The organism is Pseudomonas taeanensis MS-3, from assembly GCF_000498575.2.
Taxonomy (GTDB): Bacteria; Pseudomonadota; Gammaproteobacteria; order Pseudomonadales; family Pseudomonadaceae; genus Aquipseudomonas; species Aquipseudomonas taeanensis.
In genome coordinates this window covers 128,348-153,662 of the sequence record NZ_AWSQ01000002.1, presented here as the reverse complement: position 1 = coordinate 153,662, position 25,315 = coordinate 128,348, and the positions used below count along the sequence as shown (strand labels likewise).

Here is a 25,315-nt window from a genome sequence, read left to right as displayed (position 1 = left end):
CCAGTGGGTCAGGCCTCGGCCGCCTCCAACGCCTGCACCAGAGCCTTGAGAAAACGCGCCGCCTCGCCCCCGGTTACCGCGCGGTGGTCGAAGGTCAGCGACAGCGGCAGGATTGGATGCACCACGACCTTGCCATCGACCGCCACCGGCTCGTCGCGAATACCACCGGCACCCAGGATCGCCACCTGCGTCCTGCGCCTAATCGGGGACCATTTCTCGCGGCAACGCGGCTTGCAATGAAACGGCAACAGACCTTAGTGACTTAAGCTGGTGCATGAATACCGCTCTTTGTGATGTCGTTATCGTTTATCTAGCCGCCCGCCTACCAGTCGCAGAAGGCGATCGCCGGTATAAGCGCCGACATACACCTCATCGCCCACCTCAACAGCCACCGACGCGCCAGCCAGGACCTTCACACCACCCTCGAACAGCACTTGCTGCTCAAGGGTGTCGGTGTTCAGGACGGACACTTTGAAACCACTTGGGCAGTGTTCGAGGTGGTTGCTGAAACAGTGGCTGAACACTTTGGCGTCTATGATTCCCGCACCTAGCAAATGGCCTTCGGCGCTGCGACTCAGGTTGTCCACCAGATACCCCACAGGCACACGCGTCAACAGTCGCTGTTGATGCAAATCAAACTGACGTATTTCCATGGCGCTCCAGGCGGCAAACCAGGCGTACCGACCATCGTTCGAGACCTGCACGCCATTGGGGAACGGCGCCTCACTGCCGACGACTTTTCTCAGCGTTTGACCCGGCACCCAGCGCATCAGATAGCCGGTATCCCGACCATCGAGCAACTGATCCAGTGGCAAGGGCGGAGCCATACTCGTCGACTCGAACATCACAGTGGCGACGAAGCCGCCCTGCGGTATTGCCGCGACGTCATTGAAGCGCCCTGCCCCCGACTGCTGCACGCAGCCCCGCCAGATGCCAACCCAACTATCGCCAGCAGGCTTCAGCTCGATGAACTCGACCGCTTCGCGACCGACGTGGTTGACCACTAAGAGCTGCTGCCGACCACCGGCACGCGTGGAAAGATGGATACCATGTGCCCCAATCGCACCCTCAGGCGCCGCACAGTCAGCATCGCCCCAGCCACTCTGAGCCTCGATACTCAACGGTAGATCCTCAGCCATCTGGCTGGCCACGTTGAAGAGTCTCAAACGCGATTGGTGTTGCCCTGCCAACCCAGGCGAGACACTCATCAATAGATAGCGTCCATCCGGCGTCAGCTCCAAGTCTTCCGCGGGTTCCAGACCGCACACTGGGAGATAGCCCTGGCCCGCCACACAGGGAAGCGCATCATTGCCGGCAAGGGCCGACGTCCAATAAAGAATAAAAGCCAAGACGGTCAAAAGACGTGCAAGCGTGCACATACATTGCTCTCCAAGATTTTTGTGATTGTGTTCCAGCCTCCACGCTATCAAGGCCAGCCCGCGACACCAGACAAAACAAGCGAAAGGTGCTTTCGGTTTATCCGCAATGAACACTCTGGCCGAGTTGGTACGATGAAATGACAAGACCACAAATAGAAAGGATCCACCTCGGCGCTGCCGCAGGATCCCCGGAGATCTACATGACTAGTGCAGATAACGCCATTGACCCACGCATGTTCCGTCGAGCCCTAGGCAACTTTGCTTCGGGAGTGACTATCGTGACCGCCTGTGCTGCGGACGGCCGCAAAGTGGGTGTGACGGCCAACAGCTTCAACTCGGTGTCTCTCGACCCACCACTCATCTTGTGGAGCTTGGACAAGCGCTCCAGCGCTTGGGCAGTGTTTGAAGTTGCCAGCCATTTCACCGTCAATCTGCTGTCTTCGGATCAAATACAACTGTCCAATCACTTCGCCCGACCGCAGGAAGATAAATTCGCAGGGATCAACTACGCCAACGGCCTTGGTAACTCACCATTGCTCGAAGGCTGCTCTGGCAACTTCCAGTGCGCCAACTACCAACAGATCGATGGCGGCGACCACTGGATCATGATCGGCAAGGTCGAGAAGTTCGAAGACCACAGCCGTACACCACTGGTTTACCATCAGGGCGGCTATGCCATGGTGCTGCCGCATCCTCGCGGGCGAAAACCGGAGAATACGGACACACCTGAATCCAGCAGCCTGCTCAATACCAAGCTGGGCGACAACCTGTTCTACCTGATGATTCAGGCGGTCAACGCCAGCCATCCGCACTTCGTCCAGCAACACCTGCAACTGGGCATGCGTAACAGCGAGTCACGCCTGCTGATGGTCCTCGATAGCGCCCCAAATGCCTGCCTGGGCGACTTGCAGCAGGCCGTGGCAATGCCCGCCCGAGAAGTGGAGGAAGCCATGGCTAACCTGCAGCAAAAAGGTTATCTACACCTCGACGGCCAATTACGCCAAGTTACCCCGGCCGGTCATGCCAAATTGGAAGAGCTCTGGGAGACGGTTCTCAAAGCTCAGCAAGAACTATTCAAGGAACTCAGCGAAGGAGAGCTGGAGGTCTTCAAGAAGGGTCTGCGCCTGGCCATGGGCTCACGCTGATCACAGACTTCACGGGCGCGCTGGCGCCCGCTTCCCTTCAACTTGAATCCAGTTGTTTTCGAGCTGCCCCAGCCGGTGGGTAATTTGCCCTATATAAGCGATTACTTCGGCGTGCCCGCGGGTCTGCTGTCTCACGCCGCATGCCCCAGCGACCATATGCTTCACGATATGGCCGACTGTCTCGCTCGTTAAGCTGTCAGCCCTTGAGGGTCGCGGCGACGCCGATCGCCCTAACGCTCTGGTCGTGGTCCAACTGCAAACAGTCACGCGGCCAGCACAGCCCTGTAGCAATCGCCCATCAATAAGCGCGCCAACACGTTCGCTGCCTGCCAGCAGCAGCGAAGCCAGGCTGTACAAAGCCAGCCCGAAAAGCAACGGTAGCCGTCGGCCGTAGCGGCCGCTAACCGGCCCGTAGCAGAGCGTGCCGATGAAAGTACCGCTGCAGACTGCACGTGCGTTGCTGCCCAGCGGCACGCCGGTGAACGGATCGGTCTCCAGCGCCCCCCATGAAGACGACTCTGTCGACTATCAACAAACAACAAACGACAAACGACAAACGACAAAGGGGAGGTTCTCACCTCCCCTTTGCGGCCCTGGCTAACCTATCAGTGCTTGAGGAAGTCGATCACCAGGCGGTTGAAGGCGTCCGCATGCTCCCACTGCGCCCAATGACCGCATTTGCTGAACACGTGCAGGGTGGAGTTGGGGATCATGTTGAGCAGCTTCAGGCTCCAGTCGATCGGTACGAAACGGTCATCCCGGCCCCAGGTCACCAGGGTCTGGTGCGGCATGTTGGGAAGGTCGTTGGTGAAGTCGCCGAGGTTGAAATTGCTCAGCTCGACCGACTTGAGGAAGTTGGCCAGATGCTCCGGATGCGCCTGGATAGCCTGGTGACGAAGTTGGATCAACTCATCGGTCAATACGCTGGAGTCGTAGACGAACACGTTGAGCATGTTCTTCAGGTTTTCAAAGGTCGGCTCGCGGTAGACCTGGAACAGCAGCTTGATGCCTTCCATCGGCATCGGGGTGAAGATGCTGGTCTTGCCGACACCGCCGGCGCCCATCAGGATCATCTTGCCAAGCCGCTCGGGGTAATCGCGGGCAAACGCCAACGAGCTGCCGCCGCCCATGGAGTTGCCGACCAGGTGTGCCTTGTCGATCTTCAGTGCATCCATCAGCTGCCGGGTGGCGCGGGCGTTGACCACGAAACGCGGCTCGGCGGTGACCAGCGGATCGGACTCACCAAACCCCGGGCAATCGAGCAGGATGACCCGGTAGCCGGCATCGACGAAGGCGTCGACGTTGCGGTGAAAGTTGGCCCAGCCGGTCGCACCGGCACCGGAGCCGTGCAGCATGATCACGACTTCGCCTTCGCCGGCATCGTTGTAATGCAGTTTCCACTCTTCGGTTTCGACGAAGTGGCTGGTGTTTTCCTGGGTAAAACGACTCATAGGGGGTGTCCTGTTCTGGATAGAAAGCAATTAGTTGAATTCAGGCACGCTGCTTGAGCAGATCAAGGGCGACGTCGACGATCATGTCTTCCTGGCCGCCGACCATGCGCCGCTTGCCCAGCTCGACGAGGATGTCCACGGCCTTCAGGCCATACTTGGCCGCCGCCACTTCGGAGTGACGCAGGAAGCTGGAGTAAACACCGGCATAGCCGAGGGCCAGGGTTTCGCGGTCGACCCGCACCGGCCTGTCCTGCAGCGGCCGGACGATGTCGTCGGCGGCATCCATCAGGGTGTACAGGTCAGTACCGTGCTCCCAGCCCAGGCGTTCGGCAGCCGCGATGAACACTTCCAGCGGCGCGTTGCCGGCACCGGCCCCCATGCCGGCGAGGCTGGCGTCGATACGGTCACAGCCCTCCTCCACCGCGACGATGGAGTTGGCCACGCCCAGGCTGAGATTGTGGTGGGCATGCATGCCGGTCTGGGTTTCTGGCAGGAGGACGTCTTTGAGGGCACGGAAACGCTCGCGGATGTCCTGCATGCTCATGGCGCCGCCGGAGTCGACCACGTACAGGCAGGTCGCGCCGTAGCTCTCCATCAACTTGGCCTGTTCGGCCAGGCCCTGCGGGGTCTGCATGTGGCTCATCATCAGGAAGCCGACAGTGTCCATGCCCAACTTGCGCGCATGCTCGATGTGCTGCTTGGAGACGTCAGCCTCGGTGCAGTGAGTGGCCACCCTCACGATACGCGCGCCGGCCTGGTAGGCATTGTCCAGGTCATGGATGGTGCCGATGCCGGGCAGCAGCAGGGTGGCGATCTGCGCATGAGTCACCACCTCGGCCACCGCTTCGATCCACTCCAGGTCGGTGTGAGCACCGAAACCGTAGTTGAAGCTGGAACCCTGCAGGCCGTCACCGTGGGCCACTTCGATGGAGTCGACCTTGGCCTTGTCCAGGGCGCGGGCAATATCCTGCACGTTCTTGATCGAGTACTGGTGGCGGATGGCATGGCTGCCGTCACGCAGGGTGACGTCGGATATATAGAGTTTCTTGCCGGGATTGAAAGTCATGGTCGTATCCTCAGGCCTGGATCAGCGACTGCGCCATGCGTTCGGCGGTGGCCAACGCAGCGGAGGTCATGATGTCGAGATTGCCGGCGTAGGCCGGCAGGTAATGGGCGGCCCCCTCGACCTCGAGGAAGATCGAGGTTTTCAGGCCGCTCAGGTGGCCGAGGCCGGGAATGTTCAGCGGTGCCGAGGCGGGAATGACGTCGAACTGCACCTTCTGCTTGAGACGGTAGCCCGGCACGTAACTCTGCACCGCAGCGGCCATTTCCTCGATGGAGGCCTCGACCTTGGCCTGGTCGGCCAGTTCGGACAGCACGTAAACGGTGTCGCGCATGATCAGCGGCGGCTCGGCCGGGTTCATGACGATGATCGCCTTGCCTTTCTGCGCACCGCCGATCACCTCGATGGCCTTGGCGGTGGTCTCGGTGAACTCGTCGATGTTGGCGCGCGTCCCAGGACCGGCCGACTTGCTGCTGATCGAAGCGACAATTTCACCGTAATGGACCTTGGCCACCCGCGACACGGCCGCGACCATAGGGATGGTCGCCTGGCCACCGCAGGTGACCATGTTGACGTTGGTCTCGTGCAGATTCTGCTCCAGATTGACCACCGGCACGCAGTACGGGCCGATCGCTGCCGGGGTCAGGTCGATGATCCGCAAGCCTGGTTTGTGACCGCGCAGGAACACTTCGTTATGCATGTGCGCGCCGGCACTGGTCGCATCGAAGATGAAGTCGATATCGGCGAATTCGGGCATCCGTACCAGGCCGTCCACCCCTTCGTGGGTGATGGCCACGCCCATGCGCTGAGCACGGGCCAGGCCATCGGACTGGGCATCGATACCGACCATGGCGCCCATCTCGATGTGCTTGCCGTTGCGCAGGATCTTGATCATCAGGTCGGTGCCGATGTTGCCGGAGCCGATAACCGCGGCTTTCAGTTTTTTCGTCATTGCGATTTCCTCGAAAATTATTTCAGTCGAAGCGGACCGAGCAACTGCCGATGCCCGCCAGACTCATGCGCAATTGATCACCTGCCACCACCGGCACCATGGCCGACAGCGCCCCGGACAGAATGATTTCCCCAGCCTTGAGGCTCATGCCCAGGCGGCCCAGGGTGTTGGCCAGCCAGGCCACGGCGATCACCGGCGACCCCATGGTCGCGGCGCCAGCGCCGGTGCCGACGATGCGGCCGTTCTTTTCCAGCACCATGCCGGTGGTGTAGAGGTCCAGGTAGCGCGGGTCGACCAGGCGGTCGCCGAGCACGAACACGCCGCAGGAGGCGTTGTCCGCCACGGTGTCCTGGATCTTGATCTGCCAGTCGCGGATGCGTGAATCGACGATCTCGAAACAGGCCATCACCCCTTCGGTGGCGCGCAGCACATCAGCCACGGTGACGCCCGGACCGGCCAGGTCATGCTTGAGCACAAAGGCAATTTCACCCTCGGCCTTGGGCTGGATCAGCGAACTCATCGGCACGCAGCCCCCTTGGTTGACCACCATGCGATCGGTGAGCTGACCGAAGTCCGGCTGATTGACCTTGAGCATGTCCATGACGGCCTGACTGGTAACGCCAATCTTCTTGCCAATGATCCGTTCGCCCTGCTGCACGCGGCGGCTGAGCAGGCGTTGCTGGATGGCGTACGCGTGCTCGATGGTCAGCTGCGGAAAGCGCTCGGTCAGCGGTGCGACCATGCGCGCCTGGTTGAGGGCGTCCAACAGTTCGTCACCCAGTTGCTCGATATTGATTTCCGCCTGGCTCATTGTTCCTCTCCTGAAACGTGATTTTTTTCTTCGGTCAGCTCGCTGATGGCCAAGCAGCCGGCCATCGCGCAGCCCATGTCCTCTTCCTCGCTAGCACCGGATACACCGATGGCGCCGACCAGTCGGCCATCGATCAGCAGGGGAAAGGCACCGCCCATGGCGACTATGTCCGGGCGCAGCAGCAGGTTCATGCGCACCCGTTCGCTGGCGTTGTCAATCATGTCGCCCAGGGTGCTACTGGGCAGCGCGAAGGACACCGAGGTACGGGCCTTGTCGATGGCCAGGTTGATGCTGTGCCAGGGCGTGCCGCCAACCCTGGCGAAGGCCAGCAGGTGGCCACCGGCATCCAGCACGGCGACGCTGACCTGCAGCTCCTCACGGCTGGCATGGGCCACTGCTGCCTCTACGGCCGTCCAGGCAGAAGCCAGCGGCAGGTCGCCGCCCCGGATATGCGGAAGGCTGATGCCGCTGCGGCTCATGCGTGCACCTCCTGCTTGATGGCTACCCCAGCCGCACGGGCGACTGGCTGCTCCGCGTGCTCGCAGGGTTCCTCGGGTTCAGGTTTGCAGAAATGCCGTGGCTGCAGCAGGAAGCACGCCAGTGCGGGCACCAGCACCAGCGCGACCAGCATGTTGCAGAGGAACATGAAGGTCAGCAGCAAGCCCATATCGGCCTGGAACTTGATCGGCGAAAGGATCCAGGTCACCACGCCCAGCGACAGGGTGATGCCGGTGAACACCACCACCCGCCCGGTGAAGGACAGTGCATGGGAATAGGCTTGCGACAGGCTGGAACCACGCTTCAGCCAGAACAGCATCACGCTGATGATGTAGAGCGCATAGTCCACCCCAATGCCGACCCCGAGTGCCACTACCGGCAGGGTCGCCACTTTCAGGCCCATGCCCAGCTTGACCATCAGTGCTTCGGCCAGAAAGGTCGTGAGCATCAGCGGCAGGATCGCGCAGACCGTCGCCCGCCATGAGCGGAACGCCAACAGGCAGAGCAGACTGACCGCCAGGTACACGCCGATCACCATCTGCGTGTTGGCCGCCTTGACCACGATGTTGGTCGCGCTTTCGATGCCGGCATTGCCCGCCGCCATGATGAAGCGTGCCTGATCACTGCTGAACTCGTCACTGAAGGCCTGAACCACCTCGACCACCGCATTGAGGGTCTGCGCCTTGTGATCCTTGAGGTAGGCGTACACCGAGAGCAGTTCGCAGGTCTCGTTGAACAGCTCGCGCGGCGAACGGTTGGCGGCGGCGTTGATCATCGGCTGGTTGGGCGGCAGCTCGTTCCACTTCAGCAGCCCTTCGTTCATGCCGACGTTGACCCGGCGCGCCACCCCGGCAATGGAGTGAGTGCCATCGACGCCCGGTAGCTGGCGCAGACGCCACTCCAGCTCCTCGACCAGGCGCAGGGTTTGATAATTCACGCACTGCCCGGCTGGGGTTTCCACCATGACCACGAAAACGTCACTGCTGGCCTGGTAGTTGCCGATGATAAAGGCGTTGTCCTGGTTGTAACGCGAGTCGGCGCGCAGCTCAGGTGCCCCCGGATCGAGGTCGCCGACCTTCAGGTGACGCGCCTCGAGCACAGCCCAGACGCCAACCGTGAGCGCCACCACCAGCGCCAGGGAGGCATAACGTACCTGGGTGAAACGGTCGAGCAGACGGATCGTCGTGCCAGGGCGATAGCCCGGCTCATTGCGCGCCTGCTCGGCGGCCAGACGACGGCTGGCCGCACGCCGGGAAACCCCGGTGTAGGACAGAATGATCGGCAGCAGCGCCAGGTTGCTCCACACCAGCAGGGCCACGCCGATGCTGGAGATGATCGCCAGTTCCTTGATCACCGGAATATCGACGATGGTCAGCACGGCAAAACCCACCGCATCGGCCAGCAAGGCGGTGATGCCGGCGGCGAACAGACGGCGGAAGGTGTAGCGCGCGGCGATCAGCTTGTGCGTGCCACGCCCGATGTCCTGCATGATGCCGTTCATCTTCTGCGCGCCATGGCTCACGCCAATCGCGTAGACCAGAAAGGGCACCAGAATCGAATAGGGATTGAGCTCGTAACCGAGGATCGGCAGCATGCCCAGCAGCCAGATCACCCCGACCAGGGTGCAGCCCTGGACGACCAGGGTACTGCGCCAGCAGCGGGTGAAAGCCAGCAGGATCAGCGTGGTGATCAGCACCGCGGCAGCAAAGAAGGCCAACACGGCGTAAAGACCGGAAATCAGGTCACCCATCACCTTGGCAAAGCCGATGATGTGGATGTCTACGCCCTCGGCCTGATAGCGCGTGCGAATGCTCTCGAGCAGATCGGAGAGCTGCTTGTAGTCGAGGGCCTTGCCGGTGGCAGGATCGGTGTCGAGCAGCGGCACGTGGATGATGCTGGAGCGGAAATCCAGGGCGACCAGTTGGCCGATCTCGCCGGACAATTCAATGTTGCCACGCAGCACTTCCAAATCCCGCGGCGTGCCACTGAAGCCGTCCGGTACTACAGAGCCACCATCGAAGCCCGCCTCGGTGACACCCTGCCAACGGGTTGCCGGCGTCCACAACGATTTCATGAAGGCGCGGTCTACGCCGGGAGCCAGATAGACTTCGTCGCTGATCTTGCGCAGGGTTTCCATGTAGCCAGCGTCGAAGAGCGTGCCCTCGCCTTGCACCGCCACGGCGATCCGCAACGTGTTGGCGACGCCCTTGAGTTCGTCCTGATGGGCGAAGTAATTGAGGATGAACGGGTGGCTGGCCGGGATGGTCTTGAGGAAGCTTGCGTTCAAGCGCAACTGGGTGGCCGAGATGGAAAACATCACCGTCAGCAGCAGGCACAGCGCGATGAACAGCGCACGATAGTTGAACAGGATACGCTCAAGCACATTTCCCGACTGTCGATCGAAATCGGTCAGCGAGGCGATTGTCTTGAAGCCGTCGGATACTTTACTAACCATGATGGTGGCCCTTGGAGGCTGAAGACAGGTTATTCGAGGTCAGTGGCCTGGAAACGGGTGACTCCGCGCAGACCTACCGCCAGCACATCGCCGCCTTGCAAAGGCATCAGTGCGGTGAAGGAAAATCGGCTCTGCGCTTTCACCTGCCGAAAGCTGCGCCCGCCGTCCCGGCTGTACCAGCCTGCACCGGCGGCATCGGCGAGCAGAATGGCGCGGTTTGCCAGCAGGGCACCGGCGGTCAGGCTCTGGGTGGTATCCACAGCAACCTGTTCCCAGTCGGCGTCCGCGCCCTGCCAGCGAAACACGTGGCCCCGTAAGCCATAGGCAATCACGCTGCCGTCAGCCGCACTCAGCACCCCGAAGAAACTGCCTTCGTAGGGTTCGGCCATGACCTGCACGTTGGCCATCGCGCGGTCAGCCCGATACAGGCCGCCCTGCTCACCTGCCAGGTAGAAACCTTCGGGGGCCACAGTCAGGGCATTGATGTGACGCTGCTCAGTACCGCCCAACGCGGCCAGTGACGGCTGCCAGTGCTGGCCACCGTTCTCGGTACGGAAAGCCAGGCCATAGGCGCCAACGGCAACCGCCCGCTCCCCGCTGGCGCAATGCACTGCCAGGAACGGTTTGTCGGCGCCATCCTCGACGAGCATCTCGGCGCTTTCGAGCAACTCGCTGTGCTGCTTGCGCGCCTCATCGACCAGAGCCACGGCGGCACGGTTGCCGTCGAGCTGCAGTTGCCAGGTCTGACCGGCATCGCCAGTGGCCAGAATGACCCCACGATGGCCTACGGCCCAGCCGCGTTGCGCATCGGCAAAACACACTCCGGTAAGGGTCACGCTGACCGGCACTTGTGCCTGTTGCCAACGTTGACCCTCGTCATCGGAGTAAAGAATGTGTCCGCGTATCCCCACGGTGACCAGACGCTGTCCGGCACGGGCGATGTCGCTGAGCATCGAGTGCTCGGCAAGGCGGGAAGTAACGGCCGGCTGCGACAGGCTATCGGGAAGAGTCCCAGACTGCTCAGTGTCGGCTTGCACGCTAGTGACGGCTGACAGGGCCAGCAGCACCGATATTGTTAGGTTTTTCACCACGACCACTCCGTGTGCGCATTTAAGTTGCCCTCCAGCCACATCCGGCTGAAGGGCAACAGAACATCAACTCAACGGCCACTCATCCTGAGCAGGGATTGCGGAGAGAAGTAGGTGTCCGGACGGCGTTCGGCGATCGCATACTGCTTGTCGCCGGCATCGCCCAGGGCACAGTTGTACATCCAGGCCTTGGTGCGGTGATCGTGGAAGAACCCCGTGCAGAAGTTCACCGTAGCCGGGATATCCGGGGCGGCGAACGGCGTACTCAACGAAGTGCGCCACAGGGTGCCTTCGGCGTCCCAGCCATCGAGAATCGCGGTGCCCCAGGTGTCTTCGTCGTAGTAGTACTTGCGCTTCGGTACGGCATGCCGGCTGCCGGCCTTCAGGGTGGACTCGACCTCCCAGACACGGTGCAGCTCCCAACGCATGAACTCGGGCTTGACGTGACGCGTGCCCATAACCGCCTCGTCCTTGTTGGCCAGCAGGGCGTTGTTGTTGTAGGGAATGAACATTTCCTTCTTGCCGATCAGCTTCCAGTCGTAGCGCTCAGGTGAACCGGTGCCACCGAAGTTTTCATCGACGAAGTTGGTACCGGAGGCCACCGAGTTCGGTGTATCGAAGTTGATGCTCGGTGCCTGACGCACACGCCGCTGGCCGGCCAGGTACTGCCACAAAGTGCGACCCTTCACGTGATCCAGCACGTTGTGCACCATCAGCGCCTCACCTGCACGGAAGGCTGGCTCATAGGCCAGCTGGATGGCCAGCATGTAGCGGGCATCCGGCATGCTGGCTAACGACTCACCCTTGTAGTAGTAGGGATACTGGCCATAGTCGACCGCTGCGGTGGCGAGGATGCGTTTGCCATCTGCGGTGGTAGTCCAGACCTTGTACTTGGTGTCCGTCGACTCGCCGCGCCACAGATTCAAGTGGTTCCAGTGCACCTCCAGACCAGTCTTCGGAATCGGGAATGGCGCGCCAGCAAATGCATTCTTGACGGTCAAACCGTCATTTTCCAGGGTCGTACGGGTGGCATTCTCGAAGGTGTTGTCATACACGTACTGCGGAGCTGCAGCAGTGCGGCGGGTCGGGTAGACATCGATGCGGAAGGTATCCGGATTGTCTTTAAACAGCTGCTGTACGCCGTCTGCCAGTTTGTCCCTGTACTGCTCATAGTTGGCTGCAGTGATGGTATACAGCGGCTTGTCGGCAGCGAACGGATCAAGGTTGCGGTGGCCCTGCTGATAGCCCGCCGGCACTGTAGTGAAACCGCCGTCCCAGGCCGGAATGCTGCCGTCGGCATTGCCTGCACGCTCAGCGCCCATAGGGGTCAACTCACCCTTAAGCTTGGCAGCCTGTTCAGACGAAACAGCCGCATGGCTAGATGCAATACTCAGCGCCAGTAATGAAGCGCAGAGAGCGAGGTGGCGAATCTTGTGGTTATACATGGGCAGCTCCTCAGAACGTGTAAGACGCGTTGAGCGAAATGAAATCGCGGTCGGAGTTGGTCTGTTTGTAGGTCTTGATGCCGCCGATGCTGGTAGGCGCGGACGGACCATAGAAGCCGTTGTAGCTGAGACCCACGGTGACTTGTTTGATGTAGTCGAAGGACAGACCAATGTTGTAGTTACCGCCCTTGGTCTGGCTGAAACCGCCGACCGCTGAAGAGCGCCCATCGATGCCGTAGCCGAAGCCCATCGGCACGCCGAGATCGACGCCGTCGAACACCTGGAAATAGGTGGGAGTGAACGCCACGCGAATGGCGGTTGCGTCACGCGTGCTGTTCGGATCCAGCATTGCCTCGTTCTTGTCCACCGACAGGGTACGGTTCCAGGCCAGCTCACCGAGCAGCACAGCGCTGTCCCACAAGGCATTGCCCGGCATGACACGAATCATGTTGATCTGCGCGTGCGCGGTCTTGCCGATGGCGTACAGTGGATCATCGTTGTTGTCGGCCACAGGTACCGGAGCCACGGCGCTGAGGTCGGCAACAGTCAGGCTGACCAGCGGCGCATTGCGGCGAATGGAGGCCTCGAACGCCACGTTGGCATCGCCGATGCCGGTATTGGCGCTGAAACCGTAGGCCTCGATGTCTTCCGGGAACACCAGCATGTATTCGCCGATCTTGTCAGCCGGCATACCCGGACCGACACCGGCACCGGGGCGCACTTGCACCTGAAAGTTCTTGTCGTGGTAGCGAATGGCATACAGACCGAACTCGGTACCGATGTCTTCGGCACGGTAACGGACCTGCATGCCAAACTGACCGGAATCACGCGCTTCGATATCCTCGGCACGGTAGAAGGAAGCGACAGGACCAACATTCGGTACTGCAGCAACCACGATGCGCTCGCCACCACCGTCCAGCAGATCGGCCGGGCTGAAGTAACTGCCAGCGGCCGGAATACGGGTGCGTTCCCACTCGAACTGGTAGTAGCCGCCGATCGACAGCGCCGGCGTCAGTTGCAACTCGGTAGAGAATTGCTCGACCGGCAGGGCCAACTCCTTGAACTGCGAGTTGGGTACCGAGAGTGCATGGATGGCGTTGATCGGCAGCATGCCGCCAGCAATGCCGTTATTGCCGAAAAACAGACTCTCGCCGTAGAGCAAGGAATGCTGACCCAGACGCGCCACGCCCCAGCGGTCGCCGCCCAGGCTGAAATCGCTGTAGACGAAGGCATCACGGACTTCGACGTCGCGACCGTGCAGGTCGCGGGTCTCGTTGGTGAACTCGTCATGCTCAACCGACACCGAGTTCGCCGTGAATGGCGAGTCATTGTCGTTCTTGTTGTTGTAAACGTCGTCGTACCAGGCGGCAGCGCTGACACGCGCCCCGGTGCCGTTGTAGTCGACGTCGAACTCGGTAAATAGATCGACGCGGTTGCTGATCATCGAGCCCTTGTCGAAGTTGCGATCCCCATCATCGAGGGTTGGATCGGCAATCTGCTTGTCATGCTGATCCTTCACACGCCAGGCGCCGGTGTACTTGAGGTTGGTATCCAGTCGAATCTTCAGACCGTCAGTATTGGTGTCGAACTGAAAGGCTTGCACCGGCAATACCGAGCAAGCCAACAGGGCAACGCTGAGGCTGGAAAGGCGAAAGGTCTTTTCAAACGCACGAACCGGACGCAATGCCTGCGGGTTAAGTCTGGCCATCTAGCACCTCAAAGGGACGGTATCCCGTCTTTTGTTTTTATTTAAACCGCGGCCGGATACTGGAACCGGCCACGGGTGTTACAGCGACAATCGGGGTAGGACGTCAGTCCTTGATGTTCACCGGGTTGAGGCCGTAGATCATCGGCGGCAGGCTCTGCCCCAGCAGGTAGGCGCCGAGCATGCCGGCAGTGTCGTCGGCGTTCTGGGTGATGTGGTTGGAGGCGGCAATCACATCGCGCATGATTCGCTGCAGTGGATTGTTCAGGTAGATGCCGCGCGCCGAAGTCGCCTTGAACAACAGCATCACAGCCTCTTCGCAATCGCGGCCAGCACGCGCGATATCGAGCATGTGATGGACGCGATCGAACGTCGGCACCAGCTCGCGGCGCTCAACCAACTCTGTGGTGTCCGCCATCATCTGCAGCAGACGGGCACGTGCCGAGCGCACACGCACCACGGCATTGCCCAGGCGATCCTTGACGTAGGGACTGAGCGCCGCACCACCACCATCGGTGGTGTTGGTGCGCACCTGCATCTGCCGGGTGTACTCGTCGATGCCACCCTGGGCCATGCCACAGATCAAGGCGGAGACCGAGCCGAAGAAGATCTGGTTGAATGGAAACAGGTAGTTGCTGCCGCGATCATCCAGCTCGTATTTGATCAGGCTGTGAGTGTGGTGGTAGGGGACGAAAGTCTCCTTCACATTGAGACTCTTGCTGCCGGTACCGGCCAGGCCAAAGGTGTGCCAGTCGTCCTCGATTTCCCAGGCCGAGCTGGGCACCAGCATGGAAAGACGGTCGATGACATTGCCACTGGCATCACGGCGCAGGCCACCGAGAAAAGCCCACTTGCCATGATCACAGCCGCTGGAGGTCTTCCAGGTACCACTGATCATGTAGCCGCCTTCAACCTCTTCGACCTTGCCGAAGGGCGGGTATGACGAAGCGATGATTACCGCATTGTCCTGGCCCCACACGTCTTCACACGTTTGCTCGCTGAGCGAGCCGAATTCCCACTGGTGAACGCCGAGGATCATCATGTTCCAGGCGCTGCTGCAGCAGCCACGGCCCAGTTCCATGAGCACCTTGTAGAACACCGCCGGGTTCATTTCCCAACCGCCGAACGCGGCCGGTTGCAAAATCTTGAAGAAGCCGGCATCGACGAATGCCTGGATGGTTTCCTTGGAAACCATGCGATTCTGCTCAACCGAATCGGCCTTCTCGATCAGCATCGGGAGCAGGTCGCGTGCCCGCTGAATCAGCTCGGCTTCGCTGGGAACGTGGCTGGCCGTCAGGGTGCTTTTCTTGAGTACATTCGTCATTTTCATCTCTCTCTTTTATTGTTTTCAGCGGACAGCCAGCACTTAGCCGAGAGCCGCGAAATTTCCGTTGAAGTACATCAGGGGAGATTGCTGATTCATCCGCCCGGCCAAACCGATGACCTCGCAGAGAAACATGTCGTGGGTGCTGGCCGGAATGACCTCGACCACCTGGCACTCGAAGCTGACCAGTGCGTCCTGCAGCACCGGCACACCGCTCAAACCGTCCGCCCACAGCCCGTCGGCGAAACGTTCCTCGCCGACCACGCCCTCGACCATGCCGGCAAACCGTTTGGCGATGGGCTCCTGTTGCTGCCCGAGCACATTGACACTCAGGTTGCGGCTGTCACTGATAACCCCGTGGGCGTAGACATTGCGGTTGACGCACACCAGCAGCTGTGGCGGATCGGCGGTGATCGAACAGACCGCCGTAGCGGTCAGGCCCGCTCGCTTGCTGCCGTCGGCGCTGGCAATCACCACACAGGCACCAGCCAGGTTGCGCATCGCCTGGCAAAAGTCCGGCGTCGGCACCGGCCCGATAGATTTCGCCTGGCGCATGGCCATGACTTGAGCATTCATTACGCCACCCTCCCGCTGGACAGGAAGTTCAGCACGACCTGGTTGAACTCCTCGGGCGACTCGTACTGCGGCCAATGCCCCGCCAGTTTCTTCATCACGTAGAGCTGACCCTTGGCCAGGCGCGGCAGCGCGGCCTCGGCAGCGGCCACGTCGTGAATGGGGTTGTGGCTGGTCCACAACAGCAGCGACTCGCACTGCACTTTTTCCAGCTCGATCATGTCCGGCGTACCGCCTTCGTTGACCTTTTTCAGCCGTGCATAGACCCGCGCCGCACTGGCCTGGAAGTCTGGGCGGCTGTAGATGGCCAGGCGTGAATTGACCAGTTCGTCACTCAACAGATTCCAGTTGCCCTCGTACAGCAGCCACTGCATGCGCGCCATGACCGAGTCGAAATCAGGCTGTTTGCCAGAACTCTTGGCCGACAGCTCGGCGAGGTTTTTCAGGTCTTGATGACCCTGCGGGCTGACAATCGGGATGCCGCCGGTGGTATTGAACACGGCACGCATGACCCGCTGCGGGTAACGCACGGCGAAACCACCGGTGACCACACCACCCAGGGACTCGCCGGAGATGTGCGCCTTGTCGATGCCCATGACATCCATCAGCTCGCGCAGCTGCTCGACGTAGTCGCTGATCGAATACTCGATATCCAGCTTCTTCGCCGACAGGCCATGACCGACGTAGTCGAAGGCGATCACGTGGTAGTGCTCGCCGAGCGCCACCACGTTCTTCGCATAGGCTTCCAGATGACCGCCGATGCCGTGCATCAGGATCAATGCCTCAGGCTTGCCGTGACCGGCTTCGGCAATGCGCGTGCGGCCATAGGTGGGCAGATCGACGTAACGGATCTCGGCCCCGAGAAAATCCAACCAGATACTCATATACAGGTACTCCAAACGCTGGGAAATGGCCCGACTCAGTGCTGGGGAAGTGGATTACGCTGGTGACCCCAATCGCTCATCTGATGGAAGGTTTTCACTTCCCAGTTACCTTCCTCGATCACCAGCCCACCCCAGCCGAACTCGAAGTTGAAACCAGAAGGCGTCTGCGCGTAGAAGGAGAAGGTCCGATCGTTCGGGTGATGGCCCAGCTCCAGCACGATGTGCAGACCGGCAGCCTTGGCACGGTCATAGGCCAGCCCGACGTCGTCCATGTCTTCGACCTGCACCATGAAGTGATTGAGTACCTTGGGCGTCGGAGCCTGAGCCGTGGCGATGGAGTGGTGACGGCCCGTTTTGGTGTGAAAGAAAGTCGCCTCGACCATCATTCCCGGCTGGACTTCCTGTCGGATGTAGTCGCTGATGCGCAGCTTCAGTACATCCTTGTAAAAAGCCACGGTCTCCGGGCCGTTATTGCGGTTGGCGAACGGCAGGATGTGACCGACACCCAGGTCACCGGTGACGAAGCGGCTCTTGAGCACCTTGGAGCGGAACTGATCCTTGAGGTTGGCCACGCCATGGCCGAAGAAGAACTCATGGGTAAAACCATTCGGGTCCTGGCAGCTGTAGGCCTTCTCCACATGCCGGCGGCGTACCAGCTCGGCACTCAGCTGGGTCAGTTCAACACCCTTGGCCTTGAGCTCGGCGGCGTAGGTTTCCAGCTCCGCTTCGCTGGCAAATTCCCAGCCGGCCACAATCAGGTCGTCGCACGGATTCAGCTCAAGGAAGAAGCGCTGGCAATAGTCGTCCATGCGCAGAGACATGCTGGTTTCGTCACGCTGGGCGACCTGCATGCCCATGACGTCCGTTGCAAAGACTTGCCACTTATCCAGGTCGCTTACGCCAAAACCGACGTAACCCAGAGATGAAATCTCGGCCACTGCCTTACCTCCTATTTATTGTTGTTTTCCCAGCCGGGCGGCAGGCTCGGGCAGGGTTAAAACACTCACCCGAAGCGGGTGGCGTTTTGTCTAACTAGGAGATAGCAACGGCTATGCCAGCAATTGAAGACCGTCATGGAAAAATATTTTATATATGTCTATCAATGACTTAGGCAATAAACAAAGATACCAGTGACGGCCCCCCCTTGGTCAGTCACGGCCAAGGCGTTCATAAAAATCGGATCATTGCGAATTTGATGAACTGAAAATCGTAATACCCTCCTACGTGCAGGGTCGTTCTCGCCGACATGGCGCCGACTGAAGCGCCTGCCCTGCTACTATGGGTTGCGGCTTTCCAGGCACTCGGACGAGTGTCACAGGGAGCATGCGCCGCCTCAATGCCACCGATAACAGCAACAGTTGGGAACTCCGATGACCGCACCAGCAGGCAATGACTCCACCAAGACTCTCAACCAGAGCGTGCTCAAGGACATCATTACCGACCTGCGCTTTCCAGACATGCATGACCTGGCCGAACACCTGCATTTCCGCCCCGACGAAGGCTCCATCTGGCTCGGCGACAAGCGCATGCTGTTGCTGCATGCCGAGGCTTTCGGCGCACTGCGCGAAGAGTTGCTGGAGACCATGGGCAGCGACTTCACCCGTGGCCTGATGACGCGTATTGGCTACCTATCGGGCAGTCGCGATGCCGACCTGGCAATCAAGACCCGAATCAATGGCACGGAGCTGGAAATTCTCGCCGCCGGTGCGCAGCTGCATGCGTTGAGCGGCATGGTGCAGGTTGAACCGATCCGCCTCGAGGCCGACCAGAACAAAGGCTACCTGTACGGCGAGTTCACCTGGACCCACTCACTGGAATGCGACCAGCATCTGGCGCTCAGGAGCCCCAGCCAAGACCCCATCTGCTGGATGGAGGTGGGTTACAGCTCCGGCTTCCTCACGCGCCTGATGGGCAAGCGCATTCTGGTTCGGGAAACCCAGTGCCGCGGAGCCGGCGACGAGGTCTGCCGCGCCGTGGCACGGCCGATCGAAGGCTGGGATGACCCGGAAGACGACCTCAAGTACTTCCAGCCGCGCGCCAGCGACCGCCTCATGCGCCAACCGCCACAGGAACAAAAGGACGATGCCCAGGCCAAGCAGAGCAAGGCACCGTTCGGCCTGGCGTTCGTCACTGACCCGACCGCGCTGGACCGCCCGGTCGGCAGCTCGGCCGCTTATATCTCGGCGTTGCACAAGATCCAGCGGGTCGCCAGCACCCATGCCAGCGTGCTGTTGCTCGGTGAAAGCGGCGTCGGCAAGACCATGTTCGCCCATGAAGTGCACGCCAACAGCCGCCGCGCGCACAAGCCGTTTATCGAGATCAACTGCGCGGCCATTCCCGAGCAGTTGATCGAATCGGAACTCTTCGGCGTTCAGCGCGGCGCCTACTCGGGGGCCACCGAAGCGCGCCCGGGGCGCTTCGAAATTGCCGATGGCGGCACCATCTTCCTCGACGAGATCGGCACCCTGAGCATGACCGCGCAAGGCAAATTGCTGCGTGTCTTGCAAAGTGGCGAGCTGGAGCGTCTGGGTAGCAACAAGACCGTCAAGGTCGACGTGCGGGTGATTGCCGCGACCAACGAAAACCTCGCCGAAGCGGTGAAGCACGGGAGTTTTCGCAGCGACCTGTTCTATCGCCTGAATGTATTCCCGGTCACCATCGCACCGCTGCGTGAACGCAAGGACGACCTGCCGCTGCTGCTGGAAAGCTGCATCAACAAACTCTCGCGCCTGCACGAGCGGCGGATCCCCGGTATCACCCCACGCGCGCTACAACGCATCCTCGACTATCGCTGGCCGGGCAATATCCGTGAGTTCGAGAACGTCATCGAACGCGCGGTGATTCTCGCCGACGACGACGAGGCCATCGACATCCGCCACCTTTCCGGCATCGAAGAGGCCGAGGGTACGCACCAGGTAGGCACCGTCAGCTGGGATCAGGCACCGGGTATTGGCATCCGTCTATCCGGCGGCGAGCAAATCGGCGTGGGGGCGGGCCAGCAGGAAAGTTCCAGCCATGATCAGCTGCTGCAGCTTGCCAGACGCACCCTGCAGCGCGGCCCGGTCAAGTTGCCCGGCATCGAGGAGGTGTATATCGAGGAAGCCATGCGGATGAGCGAGGGCAACGTGTCCAAGGCCGCCGTACTGCTCGGCCTGAGCCGCGCCCAACTGGATTACCGCCTGAAGAAGATCGCCGGCGAACAAACGGACTGAAACCTGTCTCAAGCCAGGCGGCGCGAGACCCACAAAGCCCACAGAAATAGCAGGCCGAGCAGCGCGAAAATCACTGAATACGGCGCGCTAGCGGCTGGCCATACGCTCCCGCCTGGCAGACTGAGCGCACTCAGGCCGGACAGCAGCACCCCGATCAAGGTGATACCGAGTGCCCCCCCCGCCTGGCGCAACAAGGTGGTGACAACGGTGCCGCGGCGCAGCAACTCGTTCGGCACGGCACGCACCATTGCCGTGTACAAACTGGGAATAATCATGCCCAGGCCAATCCGGCCGAGCACAATGCCGAGGGCAATCAGCTCCATGCTGACCGGCAACGCCAGCAACAGACAGGACAGCGCGAAGCAGGCAAGCCCGATCATCACCACCAGCCGCGGCGAAAAGCGGTCGACCAACTGACCGGCCAACTGGATACTCAGCGCCAGCGCCAGGCCGCCCAGCAGCATCAGGTTACCGGTGACCACTGCCGACTCGCCGAGGCCATCCTGCAACAGCAACGGCACCAAGAACATTGAGCCATACATTCCGGCGCCATAAGCCACGGTGACCAGGATGCCACTGAGAAACTGCGGATAGCGAAACAGCGTTGGCGTAATCAGTGATTCCACGCTGCGCTCTTGCTGGCGCCAGAACAGCACCAACAGCAGCAACCAGGCTACCACCAGCACCGCGGCCAACCAGGCCGAATAGGCCAGCAGCAGTGGCCAGGCAAAGACCATGGTGACCAGGCCGGCGAGCAATATCAGCCCAGGAAAATCCAAGCGCCCCTGGCCAGCGCGCCGCGCCTGATCAACAGGCCGCGCCCAGGCTGCCAGGCCCAGTGCGATCAGCGCCGGCGGCACGCCGAGCCAGAAGGTGTAGCGCCAGCCCACCAGCTCAACCACAAAGCCGGCCAAGGTTGGGCCAAGGGCCGGGGCCATCACCACGCCCAAACCAAACATGGACATCGTGCGCCCCTGCTTGCCGGGCAGCGCCGACTCCAAAATCAAAAACAGTGACAGCGGCTGGATTATTCCGCCACACACACCCTGCAGGGCACGGGCAATCAGCATGCTGGCCAGGCTGTCAGAAAAGCCCGCCAGGACCGAAACCAGCACATACAGCAGGAGCAGGTAGCGAAACACCCGCCAGGCCCCGAAGCGATCGGCAACCCAGGCTGCCAGCGGTGCGCAGACCACCGTCATGCCCAGAAATACCGAGGAGAATTGCTGGGCGAGGTAATGGCTGATGGCGAAGTCGCGCATCATCGGGGTAATCGCCACGTTGATGGTGGTCGCGGACATGACCACCGCAAAGGCGCCAATGACCAGCGCTGCGGTGGTCATGCGGCTGTTGGCGCGACTCACCCTGCCTCCTCAAACGACATAATTGTCGTAATCGTCATAAAAAAAAACCCGACCGAGTGGAACCGGGTCGGGCTGCACATCATGCGGCCATCAGCAGGGCGCAGACTCAGGCAAAGGCCGACTCGACGTTGGCCACGGAGCAGAAGCGGCCGATGCTGGCCACGGAGTTTGCATGCTCCTGGGCGGACGGCGAAGCACAGCAGTCCTCCAGCAACACCACATCGAAATCACGGTCATGGGCATCGCGCACAGTGGCCTGAACCACCGCCTGGGTGCTCACGCCGCTGCAGTAGATACGCTGGATGCCTTCGCGCTTGAGCAGCAGTTCCAGGCGGGTCTGGTAGAACGGCGAAACACGGTGCTTGACGATGTCCCATTCGCCATCCTGCGGAGCCAGCGTTTCATGCACCTGGCCGCCCCAGGCATTCATCTTGAGGATGCCGTTCTTGGCGATCGGACCGAACACCTGGGAGTTCAGGTTGGCTTCACGGTGGTCGTCGGAGAAGGCGACACGCACAAAGGCCACCGGAATGCCGGCGGCACGGGCCTTGCTGATGGCCTGGGCAGTCCGGGCGATGATATCGCGCTCACGCACTTGCTCGCCCAGCGGTCCCTTGCCGCTGGCGCCGTCCGCATGCACCAGGTCGTTCTGCATGTCCAAAACCAGATAAATACTTTTCATCACTGTTTTCCTATGGGTTGAATCAGTCGCACCAGAGTGCGCCGTTGATGTCGAGAATCTCGCCGGAGATAAAGCCGGCCTGTTCGGAAAGAAGAAAATGCACCGCCGCGGCGACGTCCTCGGCACGCCCCATCCGGCCGAGCGGAATCAGCGCGCGCAAGTTGTCTGGAAAGCTGCTGGTCATGCTGGTGGCAATCGGCCCCGGTGCCACGGCATTGACCCGCACGCCCCGCGCAGCCAGCTCCTTGGCGAGGAACTGGGTCATGCTGTGCACCGCCGCCTTGGACATGCCGTAGGCAATATTGCCGGCGCTGTCCTGTTCCGCCGGGTCGAGCCAGGGTCGGGCGTTGCCGCCGTTCTTGCCGACCACCGAACCGAGGTTGACGATCGCTCCCTGGCGGCGTTCGGCCATCAACTGGCCGATCACCTGACAGGGCACCAGCGTGCCCTGTACGTTGACGCGCATGACCCGCTCGTACTCGGAGATGGTCAGCTCCAACGCGCTGCCGCGCGAGACGATCCCCGCTACGTTGACCAAGGCCGTGATGGGCCCCAAGTGCTCTTCAATGTCCTCAACCACACTGCGCACGGCAATCCGCGAGGCCACATCGCAGGAATAGAAACTCACGCCCTTGCGCAGCACCTCGGGTTCGGCCAGGTCAAGCCCGGCCACCCGGTAACCCGCCGCCAACAACTGCCTACAGACTGCACTGCCGATTGCCCCAGAGGCACCGGTAACCACTGCTACGTTCATCTCAGGCTCCCTGCAGGCCGGCGGCGGTGCGCCCGGCCAAGCGACCGAAGACCAGGCCGCGCAGCACCGAAGTGCCGCCACAGTAGTTGCCGAAATAGGTGCCTGCAGTTTCACCGGCGGCGTACAGATTGCGGATCGGCTGGCCGTCGATATTGATCACCCGGCCCTGTTCGTCGATCTTCAAGCCGCCAAAGGTGAAGACGTTGGCCGAGATAATCGGATACGCCAGATACGGCCCCTGATCCAGCGGTAGCGCCCAGTTGCTCTTCGGCGGTTGCAACCCCTCGGTGGCCAAGCCGTCGAGTTGCAGCGGGCGGTAGTCGCCAGGCCGACAAGCGGCGTTGTACTGCGCCACACTCTGCGCCACAGCCGCCACCGGCAGCTCCAGTTTGGCTGCCAGTTCGGCCAGGCTGGCGGCCTGAATCGCCGACTGGTCGGTACGGATACCCAGGGTGTAGTTGGGGATATTCTTGACCTTCTGATCGAGGATCACCCAGGCAATGCCGTCAGTTTGCGCGAGGATCTTGCGCGTCACCCGCTCGTACCAGGCATCCACGGTGCCGGGCGCTTCATCGGTGAAGCGCTGGCCTTCCTTGTTGACCAGCACGCCGTAAGGAAAGATGAAGATCGACGGTTCGGAAATCCCCGAACGCGGATCAACGGGCTCGGCGTGATAGTTGCCATACTCGCCAGCGGCCGCCGCGCCTATATTCAGCGCCATCTGGATGCCCTCGCCGCGATTGAAGTAGCCGCCCTTGCACACCGGGCGCATGAGGGAGGCGCGCGGGCCGATATACCGAGTGAGCATTTCCATGTTGCCCTGGAAGCCGCCGCAGGCCAGCATCACCGCGCCGCTGAAGCACAGTTCACCCTGCGCCGGTGAGTAGGCGCGCAGACCGCTGACCTGGTTGCAGTTGTCGAGGATCAGCGAACGTGCGCTGGTCTCGTAGAAGAACTTGGCCCCCAGCGCTTCGGCGCGACTGGCCAGGCACTCGACGATGGCCTCGCCACCGCCTACGGGAAGCAGGCGCGGCTGAGTACTGGTCAAAAACTGGGTCGGCAAAAAATCAAAGCGCACGCCCTGATCTTTCAACCAGGCAATGGTGCCCGGCACGGCATCGGTAAAGCTGCCGATCACGCTGGTATCGATAAACGGCAGGCTGCGCGCCTGAACCGACCAGGCGCTGCGCTCCATCAGGCTTTCAGCGACGAAGTCCGGATCTTGGTAGCAGCCCGAGTTTTCCGCCAGAAAGGTATCGAAGTCGTCGGTGACTTCTTCATGACTTTTCATCCGCAGGTAGGCTTCGGTCCAACGGGTTTGTCCGCCCCGCTCCTCCGCTCGTGAACGTTCCAATACCGCCACACGCAGGCCGTTTTCCGCGGCAGAAACTGCAGTAGACAACCCTGCGGCACCGCAGCCGACTACCACCAGGTCGAAGTTCAGCTCAGACATTTTTTGTTCCCTCCCTCAAGTAGTTGCTACGATAGAAAGTCGCTTGCGCGGGTTCGAGGCACGCTGGACTAATAGGGCATTAGAAAAAGATGAAGAGCCGGATCGATAAGTTATGGGCCATGCAGGTGTTCACCCGCGTCGTCGAGTGCCAAAGTTTCAACCGCGCAGCCGAATCACTCGACATCGCCAATGCCACCGTGACCGCCAGTGTGCGCAATCTGGAGTCTTATCTGGGCGTCAGTCTGCTGAGCCGCAACACCCGCACCCTTCGCCTCACCGATGCCGGTGCGCGCTACTTCCGTCACTGCACCGAGCTGCTGCGCCAAGTTGAACAAGCTGAAAGTGAAATCACCGAACAGACCGGCAGCATCCAGGGGCAACTGCGTATCGAGTCGCCAGCGGCCTTCGGCAAGGACGTGATCGCCCCGCTGCTCGCCGAGTTCTGCAGCCAGCACCCAGAGCTGCAGGTGGCCCTGCGCCTGACTGACCACCCGGAAGGGCTGATTGAAAGCGGCACCGACATGGCCATCTGCATTGACTCGGTCAGCGATGCCGACCTGGTCGCCCGCCCGCTCTACCAGGCGCACTACATCGCCTGCACCACCCCCGCCCTGCTCGAGCAACTCGGCCAGCCGCAACACCCGGCTGAGCTTGACCCGGCACGCTGCCTGGGACTGTTTCGCCAGAGCAGTTTCACCGCTACAGCCTGGCAGTTTCAGAAGGCCGGCGAGCAGCATGAGCTGCAACCGGCAGGCAAGCTGAACTTCAACAGCACCGACGCCCTGATTGACGCGGCCCTGGCCGACCAGGGCTTCATCTATGTGCTGGATGTGTTCGTCAACCGCCTGATCGCGCAGGGCAAACTGGTCGAGCTATTCCCCGACTGGGAAACGTTCGGGCGGACCTTTTTCACGGTGACACCGAAGTCGCGCTTCGTCGCACCGCGCACCCGCAGCTTTATCGAGTTTTTAATGGCCAGCCTGGATACACAGCGACGTCCGCCGGTGAATGTGCAAGTCGAACTGCAACACGGGCGTACCTGAAACAGCGACCGACCAAGCCTGCAGGAGCTGGGTG

General features: G+C 61.1%; 23 protein-coding genes. 3 read left to right on the top strand and 20 right to left on the bottom strand.

What is annotated here, in order from left to right; all coding sequences use genetic code 11:
* Positions 1-8: 8 nt before the first annotated feature.
* Together TMS3_RS24585 and TMS3_RS08815 are read right to left on the bottom strand one after the other, a co-directional pair.
* Positions 9-251: a 2-oxo acid dehydrogenase subunit E2 gene (locus TMS3_RS24585; RefSeq protein ID WP_083491732.1), complete on the bottom strand. Its 243-nt coding sequence runs from the start codon at positions 249-251 to the stop codon at positions 9-11.
* A 48-nt stretch (positions 252-299) separates the two neighbouring features.
* Positions 300-1,379: an SMP-30/gluconolactonase/LRE family protein gene (locus TMS3_RS08815; protein ID WP_083491731.1), complete on the bottom strand. Its 1,080-nt coding sequence runs from the start codon at positions 1,377-1,379 to the stop codon at positions 300-302.
* Between the two features lie 200 nt (positions 1,380-1,579).
* On the opposite strand from TMS3_RS08815, the gene TMS3_RS08810 reads away from it, so the two are divergent.
* Entirely contained in the window at positions 1,580-2,524 is a 945-nt protein-coding gene (locus TMS3_RS08810; protein ID WP_025164903.1) for a p-hydroxyphenylacetate 3-hydroxylase reductase component, read from the top strand.
* A 9-nt stretch (positions 2,525-2,533) separates the two neighbouring features.
* Here the strand turns inward: TMS3_RS08810 and TMS3_RS25010 are convergent, their stop codons facing one another.
* The 14 genes from TMS3_RS25010 to TMS3_RS08745 all read right to left on the bottom strand — a co-directional run bounded on the left by TMS3_RS25010 (position 2,534) and on the right by TMS3_RS08745 (position 17,711).
* The gene (locus tag TMS3_RS25010) at positions 2,534-2,998 is read right to left on the bottom strand and encodes an MFS transporter (protein ID WP_407691610.1); all 465 of its coding nucleotides are present in this window, start codon (positions 2,996-2,998) and stop codon (positions 2,534-2,536) included.
* A gap of 131 nt (positions 2,999-3,129) precedes the next feature.
* Complete coding sequence (locus TMS3_RS08805) at positions 3,130-3,975, bottom strand: alpha/beta fold hydrolase (protein ID WP_025164902.1); 846 nt, start codon at positions 3,973-3,975, stop codon at positions 3,130-3,132.
* A 40-nt stretch (positions 3,976-4,015) separates the two neighbouring features.
* Complete coding sequence (gene dmpG / locus TMS3_RS08800; protein ID WP_025164901.1) at positions 4,016-5,041, bottom strand: 4-hydroxy-2-oxovalerate aldolase; 1,026 nt, start codon at positions 5,039-5,041, stop codon at positions 4,016-4,018.
* A gap of 10 nt (positions 5,042-5,051) precedes the next feature.
* The gene (locus TMS3_RS08795) at positions 5,052-5,990 is read right to left on the bottom strand and encodes an acetaldehyde dehydrogenase (acetylating) (protein ID WP_025164900.1); all 939 of its coding nucleotides are present in this window, start codon (positions 5,988-5,990) and stop codon (positions 5,052-5,054) included.
* A 22-nt stretch (positions 5,991-6,012) separates the two neighbouring features.
* Entirely contained in the window at positions 6,013-6,801 is a 789-nt protein-coding gene (gene dmpE / locus TMS3_RS08790) for a 2-oxopent-4-enoate hydratase (protein ID WP_025164899.1), read from the bottom strand.
* Positions 6,798-7,280 (bottom strand): GlcG/HbpS family heme-binding protein, encoded by a 483-nt coding sequence (locus TMS3_RS08785; protein WP_025164898.1) that lies wholly within the window; start codon positions 7,278-7,280, stop codon positions 6,798-6,800. Before TMS3_RS08785 ends, dmpE begins: the two co-directional genes overlap by 4 nt.
* A complete protein-coding gene (locus TMS3_RS08780) occupies positions 7,277-9,754 on the bottom strand; it encodes an efflux RND transporter permease subunit (RefSeq protein ID WP_025164897.1) in 2,478 nt (825 codons plus the stop codon). The genes TMS3_RS08785 and TMS3_RS08780 overlap by 4 nt, the downstream gene beginning before the upstream one ends.
* A 29-nt stretch (positions 9,755-9,783) precedes the next feature.
* Entirely contained in the window at positions 9,784-10,842 is a 1,059-nt protein-coding gene (locus tag TMS3_RS08775) for a WD40/YVTN/BNR-like repeat-containing protein (RefSeq protein WP_152985483.1), read from the bottom strand.
* Positions 10,843-10,913: 71 nt separating this feature from the next.
* Positions 10,914-12,287, bottom strand: a complete 1,374-nt coding sequence (locus TMS3_RS08770) for a DUF1329 domain-containing protein (protein WP_025164895.1) — start codon at positions 12,285-12,287, stop codon at positions 10,914-10,916.
* A 10-nt stretch (positions 12,288-12,297) separates the two neighbouring features.
* A complete protein-coding gene (locus TMS3_RS08765) occupies positions 12,298-13,995 on the bottom strand; it encodes a DUF1302 domain-containing protein (RefSeq protein WP_025164894.1) in 1,698 nt (565 codons plus the stop codon).
* 103 nt (positions 13,996-14,098) lie between these two features.
* The gene (locus TMS3_RS08760; protein WP_025164893.1) at positions 14,099-15,316 is read right to left on the bottom strand and encodes an acyl-CoA dehydrogenase family protein; all 1,218 of its coding nucleotides are present in this window, start codon (positions 15,314-15,316) and stop codon (positions 14,099-14,101) included.
* 42 nt (positions 15,317-15,358) lie between these two features.
* A complete protein-coding gene (locus TMS3_RS08755) occupies positions 15,359-15,892 on the bottom strand; it encodes a flavin reductase family protein (protein WP_025164892.1) in 534 nt (177 codons plus the stop codon).
* Positions 15,892-16,773: an alpha/beta fold hydrolase gene (locus TMS3_RS08750; RefSeq protein WP_025164891.1), complete on the bottom strand. Its 882-nt coding sequence runs from the start codon at positions 16,771-16,773 to the stop codon at positions 15,892-15,894. Before TMS3_RS08750 ends, TMS3_RS08755 begins: the two co-directional genes overlap by 1 nt.
* A 35-nt stretch (positions 16,774-16,808) precedes the next feature.
* Positions 16,809-17,711: a VOC family protein gene (locus TMS3_RS08745; RefSeq protein WP_025164890.1), complete on the bottom strand. Its 903-nt coding sequence runs from the start codon at positions 17,709-17,711 to the stop codon at positions 16,809-16,811.
* A gap of 432 nt (positions 17,712-18,143) precedes the next feature.
* Here TMS3_RS08745 and TMS3_RS08740 point away from each other — a divergent pair, with 432 nt between their 5' ends.
* Complete coding sequence (locus TMS3_RS08740) at positions 18,144-19,985, top strand: sigma-54-dependent Fis family transcriptional regulator (RefSeq protein WP_025164889.1); 1,842 nt, start codon at positions 18,144-18,146, stop codon at positions 19,983-19,985.
* Positions 19,986-19,993: 8 nt separating this feature from the next.
* Here TMS3_RS08740 and TMS3_RS08735 read toward each other — a convergent pair whose 3' ends face one another.
* The 4 genes from TMS3_RS08735 to TMS3_RS08720 form a co-directional block, all read right to left on the bottom strand.
* Entirely contained in the window at positions 19,994-21,349 is a 1,356-nt protein-coding gene (locus tag TMS3_RS08735; RefSeq protein ID WP_025164888.1) for an MFS transporter, read from the bottom strand.
* A gap of 106 nt (positions 21,350-21,455) precedes the next feature.
* Complete coding sequence (locus tag TMS3_RS08730) at positions 21,456-22,031, bottom strand: cysteine hydrolase family protein (RefSeq protein WP_025164887.1); 576 nt, start codon at positions 22,029-22,031, stop codon at positions 21,456-21,458.
* Positions 22,032-22,053: 22 nt separating this feature from the next.
* Positions 22,054-22,785, bottom strand: a complete 732-nt coding sequence (locus TMS3_RS08725; protein WP_025164886.1) for an SDR family NAD(P)-dependent oxidoreductase — start codon at positions 22,783-22,785, stop codon at positions 22,054-22,056.
* A gap of 1 nt (position 22,786) precedes the next feature.
* Entirely contained in the window at positions 22,787-24,238 is a 1,452-nt protein-coding gene (locus tag TMS3_RS08720; RefSeq protein ID WP_025164885.1) for an FAD-dependent oxidoreductase, read from the bottom strand.
* Positions 24,239-24,327: 89 nt separating this feature from the next.
* On the opposite strand from TMS3_RS08720, the gene TMS3_RS08715 reads away from it, so the two are divergent.
* Entirely contained in the window at positions 24,328-25,281 is a 954-nt protein-coding gene (locus tag TMS3_RS08715; protein WP_235576630.1) for a LysR family transcriptional regulator, read from the top strand.
* Positions 25,282-25,315: the final 34 nt, after the last annotated feature.